The 15,654-nt window shown below is 45.2% G+C and carries 23 protein-coding genes; 10 read left to right on the top strand and 13 right to left on the bottom strand.

All coding sequences use genetic code 11. The annotated features are described in order from the left end of the window. Positions 1-22 precede the first annotated feature (22 nt). From RHN82_RS22775 to RHN82_RS22760, 4 genes are all read left to right on the top strand, one after another. Positions 23-400, top strand: coding sequence for a hypothetical protein (locus tag RHN82_RS22775; RefSeq protein WP_032666471.1), 378 nt, complete (start codon positions 23-25; stop codon positions 398-400). Then, entirely contained in the window at positions 397-1,095 is a 699-nt protein-coding gene (gene stbB / locus RHN82_RS22770) for a StbB family protein (protein ID WP_032666470.1), read from the top strand. Before RHN82_RS22775 ends, stbB begins: the two co-directional genes overlap by 4 nt. A gap of 37 nt (positions 1,096-1,132) precedes the next feature. Next, positions 1,133-1,471, top strand: coding sequence for a hypothetical protein (locus RHN82_RS22765; protein WP_126530412.1), 339 nt, complete (start codon positions 1,133-1,135; stop codon positions 1,469-1,471). A gap of 174 nt (positions 1,472-1,645) precedes the next feature. Continuing rightward, entirely contained in the window at positions 1,646-2,428 is a 783-nt protein-coding gene (locus tag RHN82_RS22760; protein WP_050488900.1) for a SprT-like domain-containing protein, read from the top strand. 376 nt (positions 2,429-2,804) lie between these two features. On the opposite strand, the gene RHN82_RS22755 is transcribed toward RHN82_RS22760, so the two are convergent. The 12 genes from RHN82_RS22755 to RHN82_RS22700 all read right to left on the bottom strand — a co-directional run bounded on the left by RHN82_RS22755 (position 2,805) and on the right by RHN82_RS22700 (position 10,944). Then, on the bottom strand, positions 2,805-3,173 hold the full coding sequence (locus RHN82_RS22755; protein WP_032666467.1) for a hypothetical protein: 369 nt from the start codon (positions 3,171-3,173) through the stop codon (positions 2,805-2,807). A gap of 43 nt (positions 3,174-3,216) precedes the next feature. Continuing rightward, a complete protein-coding gene (locus tag RHN82_RS22750) occupies positions 3,217-3,675 on the bottom strand; it encodes a hypothetical protein (protein WP_032666466.1) in 459 nt (152 codons plus the stop codon). A gap of 51 nt (positions 3,676-3,726) precedes the next feature. Further along, complete coding sequence (locus tag RHN82_RS22745; RefSeq protein ID WP_032666465.1) at positions 3,727-4,008, bottom strand: hypothetical protein; 282 nt, start codon at positions 4,006-4,008, stop codon at positions 3,727-3,729. A 144-nt stretch (positions 4,009-4,152) separates the two neighbouring features. Further along, on the bottom strand, positions 4,153-4,716 hold the full coding sequence (locus RHN82_RS22740; RefSeq protein WP_206227900.1) for a hypothetical protein: 564 nt from the start codon (positions 4,714-4,716) through the stop codon (positions 4,153-4,155). A 47-nt stretch (positions 4,717-4,763) separates the two neighbouring features. Next, on the bottom strand, positions 4,764-5,279 hold the full coding sequence (locus RHN82_RS22735; protein WP_032666463.1) for a J domain-containing protein: 516 nt from the start codon (positions 5,277-5,279) through the stop codon (positions 4,764-4,766). Between the two features lie 197 nt (positions 5,280-5,476). Beyond that, the gene (locus tag RHN82_RS22730) at positions 5,477-5,881 is read right to left on the bottom strand and encodes a hypothetical protein (protein WP_206227901.1); all 405 of its coding nucleotides are present in this window, start codon (positions 5,879-5,881) and stop codon (positions 5,477-5,479) included. Positions 5,882-6,521: 640 nt separating this feature from the next. Beyond that, the gene (locus tag RHN82_RS22725; RefSeq protein WP_045341692.1) at positions 6,522-6,836 is read right to left on the bottom strand and encodes a TrfB-related DNA-binding protein; all 315 of its coding nucleotides are present in this window, start codon (positions 6,834-6,836) and stop codon (positions 6,522-6,524) included. Between the two features lie 132 nt (positions 6,837-6,968). Further along, the gene (locus tag RHN82_RS22720; protein WP_206227902.1) at positions 6,969-8,051 is read right to left on the bottom strand and encodes a DGQHR domain-containing protein; all 1,083 of its coding nucleotides are present in this window, start codon (positions 8,049-8,051) and stop codon (positions 6,969-6,971) included. Between the two features lie 324 nt (positions 8,052-8,375). Beyond that, entirely contained in the window at positions 8,376-8,717 is a 342-nt protein-coding gene (locus RHN82_RS22715; RefSeq protein WP_032666460.1) for a hypothetical protein, read from the bottom strand. Continuing rightward, complete coding sequence (locus tag RHN82_RS22710; protein WP_050488891.1) at positions 8,714-9,154, bottom strand: hypothetical protein; 441 nt, start codon at positions 9,152-9,154, stop codon at positions 8,714-8,716. Before RHN82_RS22710 ends, RHN82_RS22715 begins: the two co-directional genes overlap by 4 nt. Beyond that, positions 9,147-10,199, bottom strand: a complete 1,053-nt coding sequence (locus RHN82_RS22705) for a ParB/RepB/Spo0J family partition protein (protein ID WP_050488890.1) — start codon at positions 10,197-10,199, stop codon at positions 9,147-9,149. Before RHN82_RS22705 ends, RHN82_RS22710 begins: the two co-directional genes overlap by 8 nt. Before the next feature lies 1 nt (position 10,200). Continuing rightward, positions 10,201-10,944, bottom strand: coding sequence for a ParA family protein (locus RHN82_RS22700; RefSeq protein WP_032666459.1), 744 nt, complete (start codon positions 10,942-10,944; stop codon positions 10,201-10,203). A gap of 31 nt (positions 10,945-10,975) precedes the next feature. On the opposite strand from RHN82_RS22700, the gene RHN82_RS22695 reads away from it, so the two are divergent. The 3 genes from RHN82_RS22695 (at position 10,976) to RHN82_RS22685 (ending at position 13,815) form a co-directional block, all read left to right on the top strand. Beyond that, positions 10,976-11,242, top strand: a complete 267-nt coding sequence (locus tag RHN82_RS22695; RefSeq protein WP_206227903.1) for a hypothetical protein — start codon at positions 10,976-10,978, stop codon at positions 11,240-11,242. 1,300 nt (positions 11,243-12,542) lie between these two features. Then, positions 12,543-12,689 carry a hypothetical protein gene (locus RHN82_RS22690; protein ID WP_154819099.1) on the top strand — a complete coding sequence of 49 codons (147 nt, stop codon included), beginning with the start codon at positions 12,543-12,545 and terminating at the stop codon, positions 12,687-12,689. A 397-nt stretch (positions 12,690-13,086) separates the two neighbouring features. After that, positions 13,087-13,815, top strand: a complete 729-nt coding sequence (locus RHN82_RS22685; protein WP_045341656.1) for a RepB family plasmid replication initiator protein — start codon at positions 13,087-13,089, stop codon at positions 13,813-13,815. Between the two features lie 10 nt (positions 13,816-13,825). Here RHN82_RS22685 and RHN82_RS22680 read toward each other — a convergent pair whose 3' ends face one another. Beyond that, positions 13,826-14,137 (bottom strand): hypothetical protein, encoded by a 312-nt coding sequence (locus RHN82_RS22680; protein ID WP_032666457.1) that lies wholly within the window; start codon positions 14,135-14,137, stop codon positions 13,826-13,828. A 113-nt stretch (positions 14,138-14,250) separates the two neighbouring features. On the opposite strand from RHN82_RS22680, the gene RHN82_RS22675 reads away from it, so the two are divergent. The 3 genes from RHN82_RS22675 to RHN82_RS22665 all read left to right on the top strand — a co-directional run bounded on the left by RHN82_RS22675 (position 14,251) and on the right by RHN82_RS22665 (position 15,645). Continuing rightward, entirely contained in the window at positions 14,251-14,973 is a 723-nt protein-coding gene (locus RHN82_RS22675; protein ID WP_063932685.1) for a lytic transglycosylase domain-containing protein, read from the top strand. Positions 14,974-15,087: 114 nt separating this feature from the next. Then, a complete protein-coding gene (locus tag RHN82_RS22670; RefSeq protein ID WP_032666456.1) occupies positions 15,088-15,357 on the top strand; it encodes a hypothetical protein in 270 nt (89 codons plus the stop codon). A 6-nt stretch (positions 15,358-15,363) separates the two neighbouring features. Then, entirely contained in the window at positions 15,364-15,645 is a 282-nt protein-coding gene (locus RHN82_RS22665; protein ID WP_032666455.1) for a hypothetical protein, read from the top strand. The last annotated feature ends 9 nt before the right edge of the window (positions 15,646-15,654 follow it).

Genomic DNA, 15,654 nt, shown 5'->3' with positions numbered 1-15,654 from the left:
AGGAATCAAAAGGAGCCACATTGTGAAAGATGATGAGGTAAAACTAAAGCAATCAGTAGTATTTAAAAATGCACTAGCTGATATTGAAAATAAAATCAGTCAGGGTATGACACAAAATGCTATTGCCGAAGAAATGGGTATGAAGCTTTCGACCTGGAAAAAGTATTACATGCGTTTCAAGTCAAAGACTAAATCAGAGCCCGCGAATCAACATCAAACATTTTCGCATGCGAAAAATAATGATGAACAAGTAAAAGAAGCAGAGCCAGTAAGTCAAGAGAATCAAACTGCTGAGAATAAAACATCACTCGGTGATATATTAGATCCCAGCAAAAGAAGTAGTTCTGTCTCTGAGTTTATGATGCAAAAGAAACCAATAGGAAAAGGTGGTATTAAATGAAAGTCGCTACAATTAACTTCTCTGGTAACAATGGAAAAACCACATTAGCTGAACATGTTTTTGCCGCCCGTATGCCTGGTGCTTTGCAGTTAACTATCGAGACGATTAACGCTGGTAATGAAGATATAGAAAAGGTTCGAGGTAAAGATTTTGGCCAAATGATGGAAGCAGTAATGCTTGCAGATAAAGCTATCGTTGATGTTGGCGCAAGTAATGTTGAAGATACCATGAAGTTAATGAAGCAATACTCTGGTTCACATGAAGAATTTGATTACTTTGTTGTTCCTGCGGTTAAAGAAAGTAAGCAACTGGAAGATACCCTTGCAACAATCCAGGCTCTATCGTCATTAGGCGTTCCTGCCAAAAAAATTCGAGTTGTGTTTAACAAGGTCGAAGTTGATGATGATGTTGAATCAGACTTTTATCCTTTGTTCGCAATGCATCAGGCAAAGAAAAACTTTACGCTGAACCCGTCTGCCGTTGTGTACTCATCTGATATTTACAAACAGCTCCGCGCTCTTAAAAAGAGCATCCCTGATTTACTGGAAGATCCTACGGACTGGCGTAAAAAGTTAAAAGAGGCGGCAAATGAAGATGAAAAGATTAACGCTGTTAAAATGATTTCACTTAAGCGCCTCGCTGTTTCTGCGCGTGAAAATCTTGATGATGTATTTAAAGCTTTAACGGCTAAGTGATATGTCAGGCCTTAAATCGCAGACAATGACGGCGGCTATGGCCGCTGCCATTCTCGAAGATATTCAGGATCTGGTTACTCGCCTGGAAAAAGTGGATGTCTCAAGTAAAGAGTCCGGTGATGCATTCGTCACCCGATTAGAAGAGGCTCGCCGCTTACTCCAGGTTGCTAACCGTGAACTGTCTAATACGAACGGGGAGATCTACAACAAGTTAACCGCAATACTTGATGATACGCATGAGGCAAGAAAGGAGATCCGTTCTTTACTGCACGAACAATCTCGCCTCTCCCGCCGCTATCTCTTGGCTTCAATTTTTATTCTGGTAGTTAGCGGCCTTTCTCTTTTGTCGATTTTCGTGTTGTTACATTGGGGCTGATGCCCCATTTTGTTTCCTAATAAATTGTATTGTGCAATACAATTGTAATGTACAATACAATTTCAAATTGCGTGAGGCATGGAAGCCCGAAGGGTCGAGATGCAAAGCAGCTCGATGCATAGCACGAGAGGCCGACCCGAAGGGTCACGCCCCATTACTTATTTGGTGATGATTATGAGCAAAGCGCCAACCAGAGATACCTACCTGGAATTACAGTCGGCTTATGATTTTTTCAATAAGACATTATTTGAGAACCGCCTCCCGCCCTGTCTTATAACTTTGCAGCGTGAAAAACACACTTACGGCTATTTTTCCAGCAACAGATTTGTGGAACGATCAGCAGGTGATTTCACTGATGAAATTGCAATGAACCCCTCATATTTTGGGATCCGCACCATTGAGGAATCGCTCTCTACGCTGGTTCACGAAATGACTCACCTTGAACAGCAGCATTTTGGTAAGCCAGGACGAGGCCGTTACCACAACAAAGAGTGGGGGAAATTAATGCTCAGGGTTGGTTTGCATCCATCTAACACCGGAAAACCTGGCGGGAAAATGACGGGCGACCAAATGACGCATTACATCATTCCCGGTGGGGTTTTCGAGAAAGCATGCGCGGAGCTGATAACCACTAATTTCACTTTAAGCTGGATTGATCGCTTTCCCCCAATCCGCCCCAGCACTCCTTTGTTAATGCCAAAAGGAATCAGTGGCGGCGATGAAGATGAGGACGAGGATGATTTCACATCCGGTTATTCAACGCTTAGCCCTGAGCCTCCTCCTTTCACCCTGGTGTTTCCTGTAGACGGGAAAGAAACGCGCACAAAGTACGTATGCCCTTTATGCCAAACTGCGGTATGGGGAAAAAAGAATCTGGTTTTACTCTGTGGTTCCTGTGAATCGAAACCATCGTTTGTGGTTAGCCAAAAAAAATCCGGTATCGATCAGGATTACTGAATCTTTATGTTAGGGCTCGAACCGGAAGGTATGAAGCGTCTGCGGCCGGAACGGACGCGACCATCCTTTTTGTTTAGCCTTTAGACATCAGACCATAGCGATAGCCCGAAACCGCTTGCGGGTTCGGCGTAGGCGTGGCGAGTAACGCCACGCCGAAGTTGGGCTGACGACTGAGCCGCTTGCGGATCAGGAGCCGAAGGTGTCCATGCCGTTTGTATTTTTTTTCGTGATTGAAGTGGCCGGGCTACCGCACACCTGATGTCAGAATAAGATAGGCTGAGGCGCGTAAGCGCCTTAGTTTATCTGACGTTGACGTTTCGGCGCTGAGGTTCCCACTTATAGATGAAAAACCCCGCCATTGTTGACGGGGTGTTTTTTAGCTGGGGAGTAAATCACGTAACGTTTTCACAATATCGGGATCGTTTGCCGCGGTTCCTCCTCCTTCAACCATTTCCAGAATGGTTTCTATAGTGGCTACGCTAACAGGGATCTTTTTGCACTCGTTCGCTTCTCTGCGCATCATCTCGAAGTGTCTGCATACAAGCTCATCTTTTTCATATTCTGCAAAATGTACATCCAGACGGCGCATTAGCTGGTTCATCATGTCATCAGTGATGCGTTGACCTGCTTGCTCCAGCGCCCTACCCACATCAGAGCGTGTAAGCGTGAATGTGAGGAACTCCATATCATGTTCATAGTCGCGGTTAATCAGATCGGCAACGGTTTCTAAGGTTGTCTGTAGCATCTTTTTTTCCTCAGTTACGGGCGGCATCGCCGCCCGTTTTTTTTCAGTTGCAAGGCATGCTGTTTACATTGCGGAACCAGGCATCAATCGCATCGGTATACGTAAAGATGTCACCCAGCAAACGGATCTTCTTGCCGCAGCGCGAAGCGCATTCCACATCATATCTCCAGACCAAAAGCCCCTTTTCAGTTGAGTACCGGCCTTGCAGAATGGCTGATGAACCACAAGAGCACAGCGGAATATCGTCACGGCTACGCTCACGTTCTCGCGGCACAAATCCCGCCGCATTCCGTGCCTTGCGAGCATTAGAAGCGAGCGCCAAAAGCATCTGAACTTTTGCCTGTTCTAATGAAAAACACTCAGCAATCTTTTTGGCGGTTTCCACTCGTTCCCCCAGGTATGCGAGGAATAAATTTCCGTGCGATTCGATATTTCCGGCCATCACTCCATTTTCGTAAACCCAAATGAAATCACCCAGCGCAGAACGTTCAAACTTAACCATTGTGTTCTCCAGTCTTTTTCTTAGCGCCCAGCATCGCTGGGCGCTTCCTTGTTAGCGTTTAACTGACTTTCTGGTAAGCCAGAGAGGGAGGGCGCAATTGATTGTCATGAGGACGGCGTACACCGCACATCCCGCAAACATGACCATTACAGAGAGATCGGCGGCTTGGCCGACGACACCCGCAATAAGCGCAAGAGAAAGAACTGAAGTAATGAAGCAAAACATTCCGACGATCTCACGATAGCCCTGGCGAACCATCAACCACGGCAGCACAAGACCGGATAGGGCTGGAATTGCAAGTACAGAGAAAAAAATAACTGTTGATAAGTCCATATACTGCTCCTTCTGTTTTTACCGGAGCGGTTGCCGCCGCTTGTCCGGTAACGGTTGGCAGGATTGCCAACCGATGAAGAACAATATACAGATATTGAGAGATAAAATCAACCATCAATAAACTAATAATTGATAGTGGGTTTACTAAAGAGTTGTTAAGAAACCAATGATTTTAACCAGTTTTTCAGGTGGTAAGGCTGACAACCTCAAGTCAAAATTACCCCACTCTAACTTTCCTTCTATCTTTCCTTTTATGCCTGCGCCTTTGTGCACAAAATTGCAAAAGGTTCCACTGTGCCGCGTATCATCGTCCACCTCCACTAACCGACCTAATGCAGCCAGTAAAATGGCTGTTGCTTCGCTGTTTCCCTCTCGTTTACTGCGTCGCTCCACTTCCTCCGCGTTCTCTTTAAAAGCATGCTCTAACAGCTTGCGCTTTATATCCCTTGCAACCTGAGCAGGAGAGCGATCAGGCGATACCGTACACCAGTGCTTTGAATAGAAGTGTCTGTCTTGGTTAACGCCACTGCTAATGTGTAAACGGCTATTCTCCGCACGCTTGGCGCTAATCATGAAGTGTCTCAGTTCGGGTTTGGTAAGCGTGATGGAATAAACGCTTTCCGTTGGCAACGTAACAACGCGCCAGCCCTCGCCCAAATGGTGAGCAATTCGCTTAAAGTAATCTAAATACTGTGTTCTGAAATCCATAATTTCCCCTGGTAGATTGTGGCGGGGTTCCCCCCGCCTTTTACTTATCAAGCTGCCTGTAGATTTTTGCGGCCGCTGCTTTTTCTCTTACCAAAGGAACCAAATTTTTCTCGGATCTCGTCAATAGACATTTCGCCAAAACTACGGCGGCTTTTATGTTCTTCCGGTCGATAGAACCATTGTTGTTTTTTGGAAGCCCAGCGGCATTTCAGCGCCTTTAACGTGTCTTTGTGTGTTTTGGTATCGCCGGAAATCCAAACCCAGTTACCGATAATTTCAAACACGATATCCGTCAGGCCAGCCAGCTCGCGCAGTACGTTTTCCATTTCTTCCGAAAAATCGTAGTAGTCTGCCTGTTCTGTGGATTGGCCATACTTAATTTTATCAAGATTAGCCAGGAGAAAATCACGGGCAGCGTTGATCATCTTCATCATTTCGCCGCCCAGCTCAGGGTTACGATCTGGATGATATTTCAGGGATAGGCGCTTGAATGCTTTTTTAATATCAGCTTCGGTAACATCACCGGAAAGGCCAAACACGTTTAATGCTTCTTGAATGTTCATATAAAACTCCCTCGCAGACCATCAGCACGGTTGCCGCCGCTAACCTGATGGAAGCTGGCACCATTGCCAGCCGATGAGAGTAATATACAGAAACAGCGCGAAAAAATCAACCACTAATAAACCAATAGTTTATAAAAAGTAGCTAATTTTTCGCACTGCGAAAATTTTACACGTTGCACAAATGAAGCGTGTACAACCTAATCAATACAGCTCATGAGATCATCGGCAAACTTTCTCACCTCTTGCACATACTCAAGCTGTGAAACGCTCATAAACGACGTGGCGGCAATAGTTTCCGCATCGAAATGTATTTCACGTAAGATCACGTTTGCCCGCTCTGAAGAGATAGCGCCTTGCTGATGAAGAAATAGCGTCTGTAAAGCATCACCTTCACGCTTTGCCATATAAACATGCGCCTGAATAGCTGTTTCTATGCCTAATGACTCGGCGCAGAAAAGATCATGCTGATAGTCCATTTCGGCTTGCGCACGAGGATCACGTAAATAACAAAAGCTACAACCAGTAGGATCTACAGCACAAGAGCAAGCTTCATCAATTTCCTTCGTTGCTTCTGGATTCACTGCCGCGCTTTTAAGCATCATTTTAACCCTCAGAGTAAAAGATTAGATTGCATTGAAATCTAAATATCGTTTATCAAATCCATAATAGAATTATACACATAACCCTGATAAAAATAAACTACAAATAAACTAATAATGCATAAATAGTTTATACAATGAATGGCGGCACGATACAGGGAAGGCAACAGCACAAATGTGCAGATCACACCAGGGCGCAAATTGCCGGAACAATCCATTTAGCAAAAGGCGACAAACCTCCCCCCTCCCTGCTAAGCCAAAACAAACTTAACGCCACTCGATATTTCTTTGCCCCTCCGGGGGGACGCAGTTAGTGAAGCCGGGTTAACCCGGCGAACGGTACTGCGAGTGCGAGCCGTAGGCGAAGCTACGGGGGCAACAGCACCGTGTTAACAAGCAGGGGTTTTGAGCGAGGATGGAAGCCCGAAGGGGCGAGATGCGTAGCAGCTCGATGCGAAGCACGAGAGCCGTTTTAGAGGCATAGCCTCTAAACGCTCCCAGGGTAAGCACTAAGATAAATATGAGCCATTTTAAGAGGCTGTAATGAAAGCGTGTAGGGTAGGTGGTTTCTTTCATTTAAACCGCTCATACAAGCTTACAGAGCGGTTAAAATCGACATAAGATCACAGTGTTAGGTTGCTAATTACTTTGCAGATGGTTTTCCATGTTCAGCGATCATCTTTTGAACCTGAGCGGCCAACTCCGGTGGTAGCCAGCCCTCAACATACACAAGTTTCGTACCTTCCTCGTCCATGTATTCATCGATGATTTTTTGTAATCTTTTTATCGTTGCGAAAACAGCCTGGGTGGAAAGCTCATTTTCCCTGGCAACATCCACCTGTCTCTTACCTTCAACAAAAATAGCGTAGCCAATTGATGTAGTTTGATGCGAAAGAGTTCGCATGCGAGGCTCAAGATTCTTCCAGTCACTCTCTGTTAAGCGTTTAATTTTAGACATGTTTTGCGTACCTTTCTTAGACTGGAATTAATGTTTTATTGTTACAACTAATAACCAAAGTGAATATAAACTATTTGTAAAACAATTATAAGCACATTAGTTTGCGCTGGCAATTCAGGCCAGCGCACCAGGTTAATTCAATGCAGATGGATCAATCAGCATTTTCCCCGAACTGATGCTCTGCGCGAAAGCAAGTCCGGCTTTTTTCTGTGCGGCCACATCTGCTTTTATAGTCAATCGTTCTGGATCGACGCAGATATTTTTCCAGTTGGCATATTCGAAATAGCTGTCCCGTTCTGAGTTTGTTGCTTGCATGGCTAATTGTTCAATAGCTCTGACCACATCACGCACTGGCATACTTTCAAGAAGATTAAACACAGCCCAACCAAATGCATTAACGGTAACAGCATGGAAGGTAAGGTATTCCTTTCTGAACTCACCTGATTTACACGTCTTGGCGTAACCTTCAAGATCGGTCAGCATATACCAGGCATTCCAATAACATTCAAGATCTTCACACATAGCCGCTGGGGTATCGCTCTCAGGTCTGTTAGCGATCATCTTTTTCGACGCATCATATAAGGCTTTGTAGCTCACCCATTTATCGCTTTTTGCTGGTACAGCGTTGTGCTCATAGTCAACAAATTGACCAAGAGGGCTCTTTTCCAAAATGCCTATCAGCATCTGAGACAGTTTATTTTTACTGTCATAGGCCATGTTGATAGAGGCCGCTGGTTTAGATGCATTGTTATTAATATCGCTGAAAAATTGTTTCCTGGTTGTAAGAGGTTCATTCAGCGTTAAGTGAATGCCAATCTGATAGTGTCGGACATCGAAGTTTTCCCGGACATAATCGACAATCCCACGGGCGCGATGCTGCCCGTCGAACAGCTCAATTCGAGAGGCCAGGGTGAAACGAACCATTACCATGTTCGTGTTACCGACTTCCTCGATCTCATATTCACCATCACAGTTACCGATAAGTGAGGGAACAATCATCGGCGTTTTGTTGAGGTAAGAAGAACGTAAATAATCAGTGAAGTTTTTTGCGCGCTTAAGATTAAGATCACGTTGAGCACGCTCTAGAGTGGTTTCGTGGGCAACGGTTGTTATGAATCGTTCTAACTGGCTCCAGAGTAAAGAAATCAAAAGCATTTCCTTCCCGCCTTGCGATACACGGATTCCTGGCACTTCAAGTTTATATGGTTTACTCATTTACTTGCTCCTTCTAAACACCTGCGGTTGCCGCCGCAACTAATTGTAAATAGCCAAAAACTACATAACGTAGCCATTATATAGTAAGCACTCAGCAAATCAACTATTTATAAACTATTTATTTATTTGGGATTTAACGGCGTGAAACACCGATACTTCAGAAAGGAGTGAGGCTATACCCCGGCAAGAGTATAGCCTCGATGGTTCTGCGAAGGAGCAGAGAAACCAGTAGAAATGCTAGATTATACGAACATTCATGTAAATCTGTTTTCGTAAAAAGTTTCCTGGCTCACTGCTTAGATTTTTCGCATGCGAAAAATTCAGTTAGTGGTCAATGTGCGAAAATGCCGCGATTGTTGCATTTTCAAGGCTCACAGCAAGTGGGAAAGGTGAACCGCGATATGTACGTGCCTCTCCGTTTACAATAGAGAACTTTTTAAGAATGCCAGATTTTTCTAACGCAGTTATAACGTTACTGCTGTTTTTGGCAAATCCCTTCCTTTTGACCTCATCGGAACATAACGCTTCATCTATCTCATGTTTGAGGATTAAGCTTTTGTTGAGTCGGTACTGATCTACACAAAAGAAAATAATTTCAAGAGCGAGCAGTGGTCTTGTTGACTCTTTGCTTACCGTATCAAAGATACTCGTCAGTGTGACACTCATACGCTGATGATCCTGGTTTTCTTCTTATTCTCTTCTAAGGCCGCACAAATCCAACCGAGAGCGCATAGCTTATCTAAATCATCCTCTACCCGATTTGAATAATCGGTGAGTCGGGTGCAATCCCCATTGACTCGGATGAAAAAGTAACCATACATCGCCCAACCGCTTGCATCTGTAGGCCTCCAACCGGAATTAAGACAAAGTTTAAAGGCCGATAAACACGCCCACATAGGGGCGCTGTTTTTATTTATCCAATCTTGCAGCGTTGTTCCCTTTGGGGGAGAACGCCGCTGCACTAATCCCTCATTGATAGCTTGCTCTGTCAGCTTTTCTGCGGCTAAAGATGGTGATAGACCAGACTGGTAGAGCCATTCATTAATGGCTCTACCTCGTACTCCTCTGATTAACCACGTATAACCGTCAGTGCTGTCAGGCATAAACGATTCTGACAAGTTTTAACTCCTCTACTGCTACCAGGTTATCCTTACCATCAACAACGACACATACAACACCGTCGATTGATTCTTGGTTGGTGATCAGGGAACCTTCGGTAACTACACCATCTTTGAGGAATGACACAATTACTTGATGAGTTTTCTTCTGACCAGGTATCTTACTTTTTCCGCTGCCTTCGGAACCAGCATCTTCACCGCCAGCACCATTCTCTGTGCCGCCAGTACCTTTGTCTGTACCGCCTGTGCCTTTGTCCTCGCCGTCCGTATCGTTGCCTGTACCGCCAGTGCCGTTATTTGCGCCGTCAGTACCGTTGTCTGTACCGCCAGTGCCGTTACTTTCACCGTCAGTACCGTTGTCAGCATCACCATTCTTAAGTTTTGCTTGAGCATCCTTAACGGCAGAACGCTTAAGTTCACCTGCGGCCTGTGCTGCCTCTACAACGTCATAAGCGAGGTCTGGAGACTTTTTATAAACCCCGGCCAGGATATAGAACGTTTCAATATCCGTGGTCAACGAGGTTACATTATCAAGTAACTCTAATGGAAGCTTACCGATCGCGAGCATTTTACTTACCCACGAATTATTTACACCTAATTGCTCGCAAATATCTTTGGGCTTTAACTTATCGATAGTATTAAGTTCGACAACACCGATAGCCGTGTCCACGATATCCAGATCTTCACGGTGCATGTTCTCTGACATCTGAACTACACGGAGGTTTTCTGGTGCCGGGCGTAAAACCGCCTTGAGCGTAGGTGATTCATTTTTCTGATTCGCGTAGTAGCGGGTAAAGCCAACCAGGAGATCGGCCATACCTTCATCATCTGGCTCAGTCAGGATGCATGGTTCAATCTGTCCATGAAGCTTAATCGACGCGGCGATTTGTTCCACTTTTTCGGCGTTGTACTTACGACGAACCTGTGGATTGATGCGAATTTTATTCAGTGGGAAATCAACAATGTATTCCCCTTCATCCAGCACGGAACTCAGGGTTTCAGTCAATACGTTTGTGTTTTTAGCATTCATCTTAATTTACCTTCTCAACAATTCTAGAAATGACCGATTTAACAATTTTGGCAGCCTTGCGATGGTTGCCGTTTCTTGCCTGATGCCAGATAGCTCGGCCAGCCGCTCCAGCAGTTTTGATAGGCTGCACGTCAGGGATCACAACATCGATTAAAATGTCTCCGAAACGCTCAGCCAGGAAGTCATAAATTTCGCGCTGTTCCTGGGTGTTATTAAATTTATTCACAACCAGAGAGTTGATTTTGGCGCGAGGATTGTAGCGCGTCAGCTTACGGATAGTGTCTCTCAGCTCCACCATCCCCTCTATCGCCTCCGTTGTACATTCAAGCGGAACGACGATGTGATCTGCTGCCAGCACTGCTGCTGTGATACGCGAACTTAAACCCGGAGGGGTATCAATGACGATATAGTCGTATTGAGTTTTTAACTTTTTGATTTCTTGTGCGAAGTTGAATGAGTTTTCAATTTCGGCACGGTCGAGATTATGGATAGTACGATCACTGTAAAGAGAAGAGAGGTTCTCATTGACCTGCTGGATGTCATACGGCTCATTGAAGAACATGCCATTAAGAACACGCAGATTGTCTTTCAAATTAAAGACACGTTTAGCGGTACGCCCCTGGTTATCCAGAGGTACAAACAGGACGCTCTTATGCTCAATCTCAGAGAGATATTGCGCTATACCAACAGCAAGGGTGGTTTTACCGATACCACCTTTTTGCTCCGCTACCGTAATGACAGCCATAATCAAACCTCCGCCTATTAGATTTCTTGGCATGGGCATTATTGCCCGTTCAATTCATGGTCGTAGTATCTCACCTGATGCCTATGGTGTCAATATTGAAACCATAAAAGATTGCACCTTTTTAATAATCGACCACACCGCAGAAAACTTAAGAAAAAAATTCCACATTAGGAATGCACCTATAGCCTATGGGATTTGGTTTATGAATCGATGGCTACAGGTTGGTTTCTATGATGGATGTTTTTTGCCCGCAACAGTCATACAGGATCCTGGGGTAAAAATCACTGATATTGGTTAGGAGAGCCTCCTTTCTGGAGAGCCGGTTTTGAAACTGCGTCGCAGTTAGGGTGATGCTCCGCAATGAAAGCGAGCAAAAATCAAATAAAAAAAATATATATAACTTATTGAGCGTGAGCAAAAATCAAAGCGACATCGGTAGGCTGAATGGCGATTGTGGGAAAGTTGTTGGCAGTTCTGTTCCTGCCAATGACTTTTCCACATGAGACACCCTCAGTTCTGCTAGCTGTACCCATAATCCACAGGCTTAATTTTATAAGGTCTTTTATATGTATTACTGTTTTTTAAGATCTTGTCTTTTAGAGTCTAAAATTAGCTATTAACCTATTGAATGTTATGGATAAAATATTATTCAAAGGAACAAATCGCCGCTAATGCAGGAACAAATCGCCGCATTCACAGAAATTATGTTCCTCCTTATAAGCCTAGTTCTTCCAGTCACCATATTCCTAAGTAACTGTTTTATATAGCAGGAACAAATCACTGCTTTTAGCGGAACAAATCGCCGCTCAGGAAATGGAGTTTTCAACAAGTAAAGCAATTGTATTGTACATTACAAAATTAATGTAACCTTATGAAATTGAATGTAATTGTGTAATCCTGGCGCATTGCTAACGATATTTTATACACATAATGGAGTCTAAGGTTTATGTGCATGTGATTACTAACTGATGTGGGGGTTCGCTTGTCTCCGGGATGTGGTTTATACCTCGTGGCATGTTGATGTACTGAGCGGCGATCTGTTCCGGCGCAGGGGCGGGTGAGGTGAGCGGCGCTTTGTTCCGGCACTGGCCGTGGGGATGCTGAGCGGCGTTTTGTTCCGGTGCTGGCCGTGGGGATGCTGAGCGGCGTTTTGTTCCGGTGCTGGCCGTGGGGATGCTGAGCGGCGCTTTGTTCCGGCACTGGCCGTGGGGATGCTGAGCGGCGTTTTGTTCCGGTGCTGGCCGTGGGGATGCTGAGCGGCGTTTTGTTCCGGTGCTGGCCGTGGGGATGCTGAGCGGCGTTTTGTTCCGGTGCTGGCCGTGAGGATGCTGAGCGGCGCTTTGTTCCGGCACTGGCCGTGGGGATGCTGAGCGACGTTCTGTTCCGGCGCTGGCCGTGGGGATGTGAGCGGCGTTTTGTTCCGGCGCTGGCCGTGGGGATGTGAGCGGCGTTTTGTTCCGGCGCTGGCCGTGGGGATGTGAGCTGTGATTTGTTCCGGCGCTGGCTGTGGGGGATGTGAGCGGCGCTTTGTTCCGGTACTTGTCGTGGGGATGCTGAGCGGCGTTCTGTTCCGGTTCTGGCCGTGGGGATGCTGAGCGGTGCTTTGTTCCGGTACTGGTCGTGGGGATGCTGAGCGGCGCTTTGTTCCGGCGCTGGCTGTGGGGATGCTGAGCGGCGCTTTGTTCCGGCGCTGGGGCGGGGAAGGTGAGCGGCGTTTTGTTCCGGCGCTGGCTGTGGGGATGTGAGCGGCGATTTGTTCCGGCGCTGGCCATGGGGATGTGAGCGGCGATTTGTTCCGGCGCTGGCCATGGGGATGTGAGCGGCGATTTGTTCCGGCGCTGGCCGTGGGGATGTGAGCGGCGATTTGTTCCGGCGCTGGCCGTGGGGATGTGAGCGGCGATTTGTTCCGGCGCTGGCCGTGGGGATGTGAGCGGCGTTTTGTTCCGGTACTGGCCGTGGGGATGTGAGCGGCGTTTTGTTCCGGTACTGGCCGTGGGGATGCTGAGCGGCGTTTTGTTCCGATGAGCTGTTGATGCTCTTAAATTGTTGACTAAATCAAAATTGCAAAATTGATTTGTACAAAGCGGAACAAATGTGTAATTATCATGGCTCAAATGTTCCGGTGAAAGAGCGTGGTACACAATGACTGTTCGACAGGGGAAGTTAGTTCTTAAAAAGCGGCCACTCTATCAAGCTAACGTACTGACTCAAGCAAGAGATGGTCTGTCACGCGATCAGCGCAGGCTTTTCTATCTGATGCTTGATTCTATTTCGACGCAGGGTTGGCCTGAAAATGGCGTTTTCAAAATAGATCATCTTTTCTATTCGCAGGTCTTTAAACTCAGTGAGAAAGAAGCACGCGAAGATATTCGTCGGGCAATGGCTGATTTCAAAGGTAAGGAAGTGACCTTGTATGAGTCATGGGAAGGTGGGGTATCAGTCATGCGTGAAATGAGCTGGACTACTTCCAGATGGACTTCTGAGGAGCGGGGAATTTATCAAATCAAAATTAACCCTGACTTGCGAGAGTTCATGGAACCATTTGCTCATGACCTGCCCTTTACTATGTACCGTTTAGAACAGGTATCGCGCGTTCCTTCAAAATACTCGATGAAGCTACTGGAGGCGCTATCCCAATTTAAAACCACAGGGTTTTTTGCGATACGTTTAGAGGATCTAAGGGTACGCTGGGAGTTACCGGCTTCATATGAGAAATGGTCGTTACTGAAAGCGCGAGTGCTTGATCCAGCGCTCGCTGATGTAAGAAAGATAGAAGAATTTAGAAGCGTAACGATGATGGAAAAAAGAGAGGGAACTGGCAAGAATGGAAAGGTAACAGGGGTATCGTTCTCGTTTACTATCGACAAATAAAAAAGGCCGCTTAGCGGCCTTTTTTGTTGCATAGCATCTTTATCAAAACCGAAACGGCAAGGTAGGCGAGTGCCATATAGAAGTATTTTGTAACGCCGCTCGTCTGGTAGAAAACTACGGCCATAAGCACCGATGAAACGATCAATAAAGTGCTGACCTTATTTAAAAGGTGGAGTGCGAGAGAGAGGAATGGGCTAGCTACAATCATTACCACCTCTACAAAGAACATAGCTACCTTCTTCGCTAGATTCTTTTTTGTGACGCTGTTCTGAGCCATTGTAGTTGTGTTCGCATTGCCAGGGAAACTGACGATGTTATTCATTTTCCTCTCCTGCTGCAAAAATTGTTGTTAAACATAGTAAATCAAAATTTAAAGATTGACGCAAGATAATTGTTCGCGTTTAATGAAATAGTCTCTTCAAAAAGTAAATAAAAATGAAAACGTTTATAACGGCAATGATAGGTTGCCTTTTTATAGGCCAATCTGCGCACGCCTCAATGTCTGATCCAAACGAAATTCATGAGCTGGTAAAACAATGTGCACCAGGTATTAATGCAGACAGTAAGGTTGTAGTAGGAATAGTAAAAACTGAATCTGCGGGTAATCCTTTCTCGATTGGGATAAACACAAAAGGAGTAAAACTTAAAAGACAGCCTAAAAATATAATTGAAGCAATTGAAGTTGCCACATGGTTAGCAAAAAACCGCTTTAACTTCGACGCGGGAATAGCTCAAATTAACAGTGTAAACATCAATAAACTGTTAATTGGAGATTTAGATTTTCGCATGCGAAAAGTTTTTGATCCTTGTGAGAATCTTGGGTTAGCGGAGACAATTTTTAACTCCTGTTATGCCATGACCGGCTCAACTGTTGGAGCTTTGAGCTGTTACAACACTGGAAACGCAAAAAGAGGGATCAAAAACGGGTATGTTGCTAAAGTTTTGGCTAATATCCCTGAGCTGGTTGATGTCTCTGGTGACGCTGTCAAGCCAAAGGTTCGGAAGCGAGTCCAGAGGGATGAAACCAGCCAGGATGAATCATTAAAAATTTCTACTGCTGATGCTGAAAATAAAAAAGCAGATGAAGAAGAAAATAAAAGTGATTCAGAAGGCGATGCTTTTGCAACTAATGGTGTGGATGATGTTTTTGGTAAATAGAGGCTTGAGAGATAATATCATTAATGCAATAATGATTGTCGTGTCAGGAAACATTATATCTATTTCTGTTGGGTGCAAAGCAAAGAATGTTGTCACTTTAACGGGGATGATTGAATGACACCTTACGGAATGCAATTAAAAGACGCTGAAGAAATTATAGATAGAAATTCCATTCTTAATGTTTTGGCTGAACAGCAAGACAATGGAGAATGGGCTTTCTTTATAACTTTCCAAAACAAAGCATCTAATTCTACTGATACCGTTTATATAGAGCGTCAACGACAAGGGATGAGAACATGGGCAGATCCCCGCAAAATGTTCGATTTCATGTCTGATACTTTTGGTATCAGGGAAGGTACATTTAAAACTAAACCTAAGAGATAAGTAGCTATGTTAATTAAATCTAAAATTCAAAATATCAAGTACACCGCTATGGCGTTCGCACTTTCTAGTGCGCCACATTTCGCTTTTGCAGTGAATAAATCAGACGCTGGGATCAACAGCGTAAATACCTGGCTGGGAACAATCATCCCTATCATTCTAGGGGCGGCGTTACTGGTGCTGGGAGCACTCTATGCTATGGGGTTCGTGGGTAAAGAGATGTTCAAACAAGTCGGTGGAGGATTAATCTTCGGCGGCGCTGGCTCATGGCTGGTTTCTCTCTTCTTCTAATGGGTCTTT

This window comes from Enterobacter cloacae complex sp. EB5, assembly GCF_031432835.1.
Lineage (GTDB): Bacteria > Pseudomonadota > Gammaproteobacteria > Enterobacterales > Enterobacteriaceae > Enterobacter > Enterobacter hormaechei_C.
The sequence above is the reverse complement of the archived record's forward strand: the minus strand, read 5'-3'. Positions and strand labels throughout refer to the sequence as shown.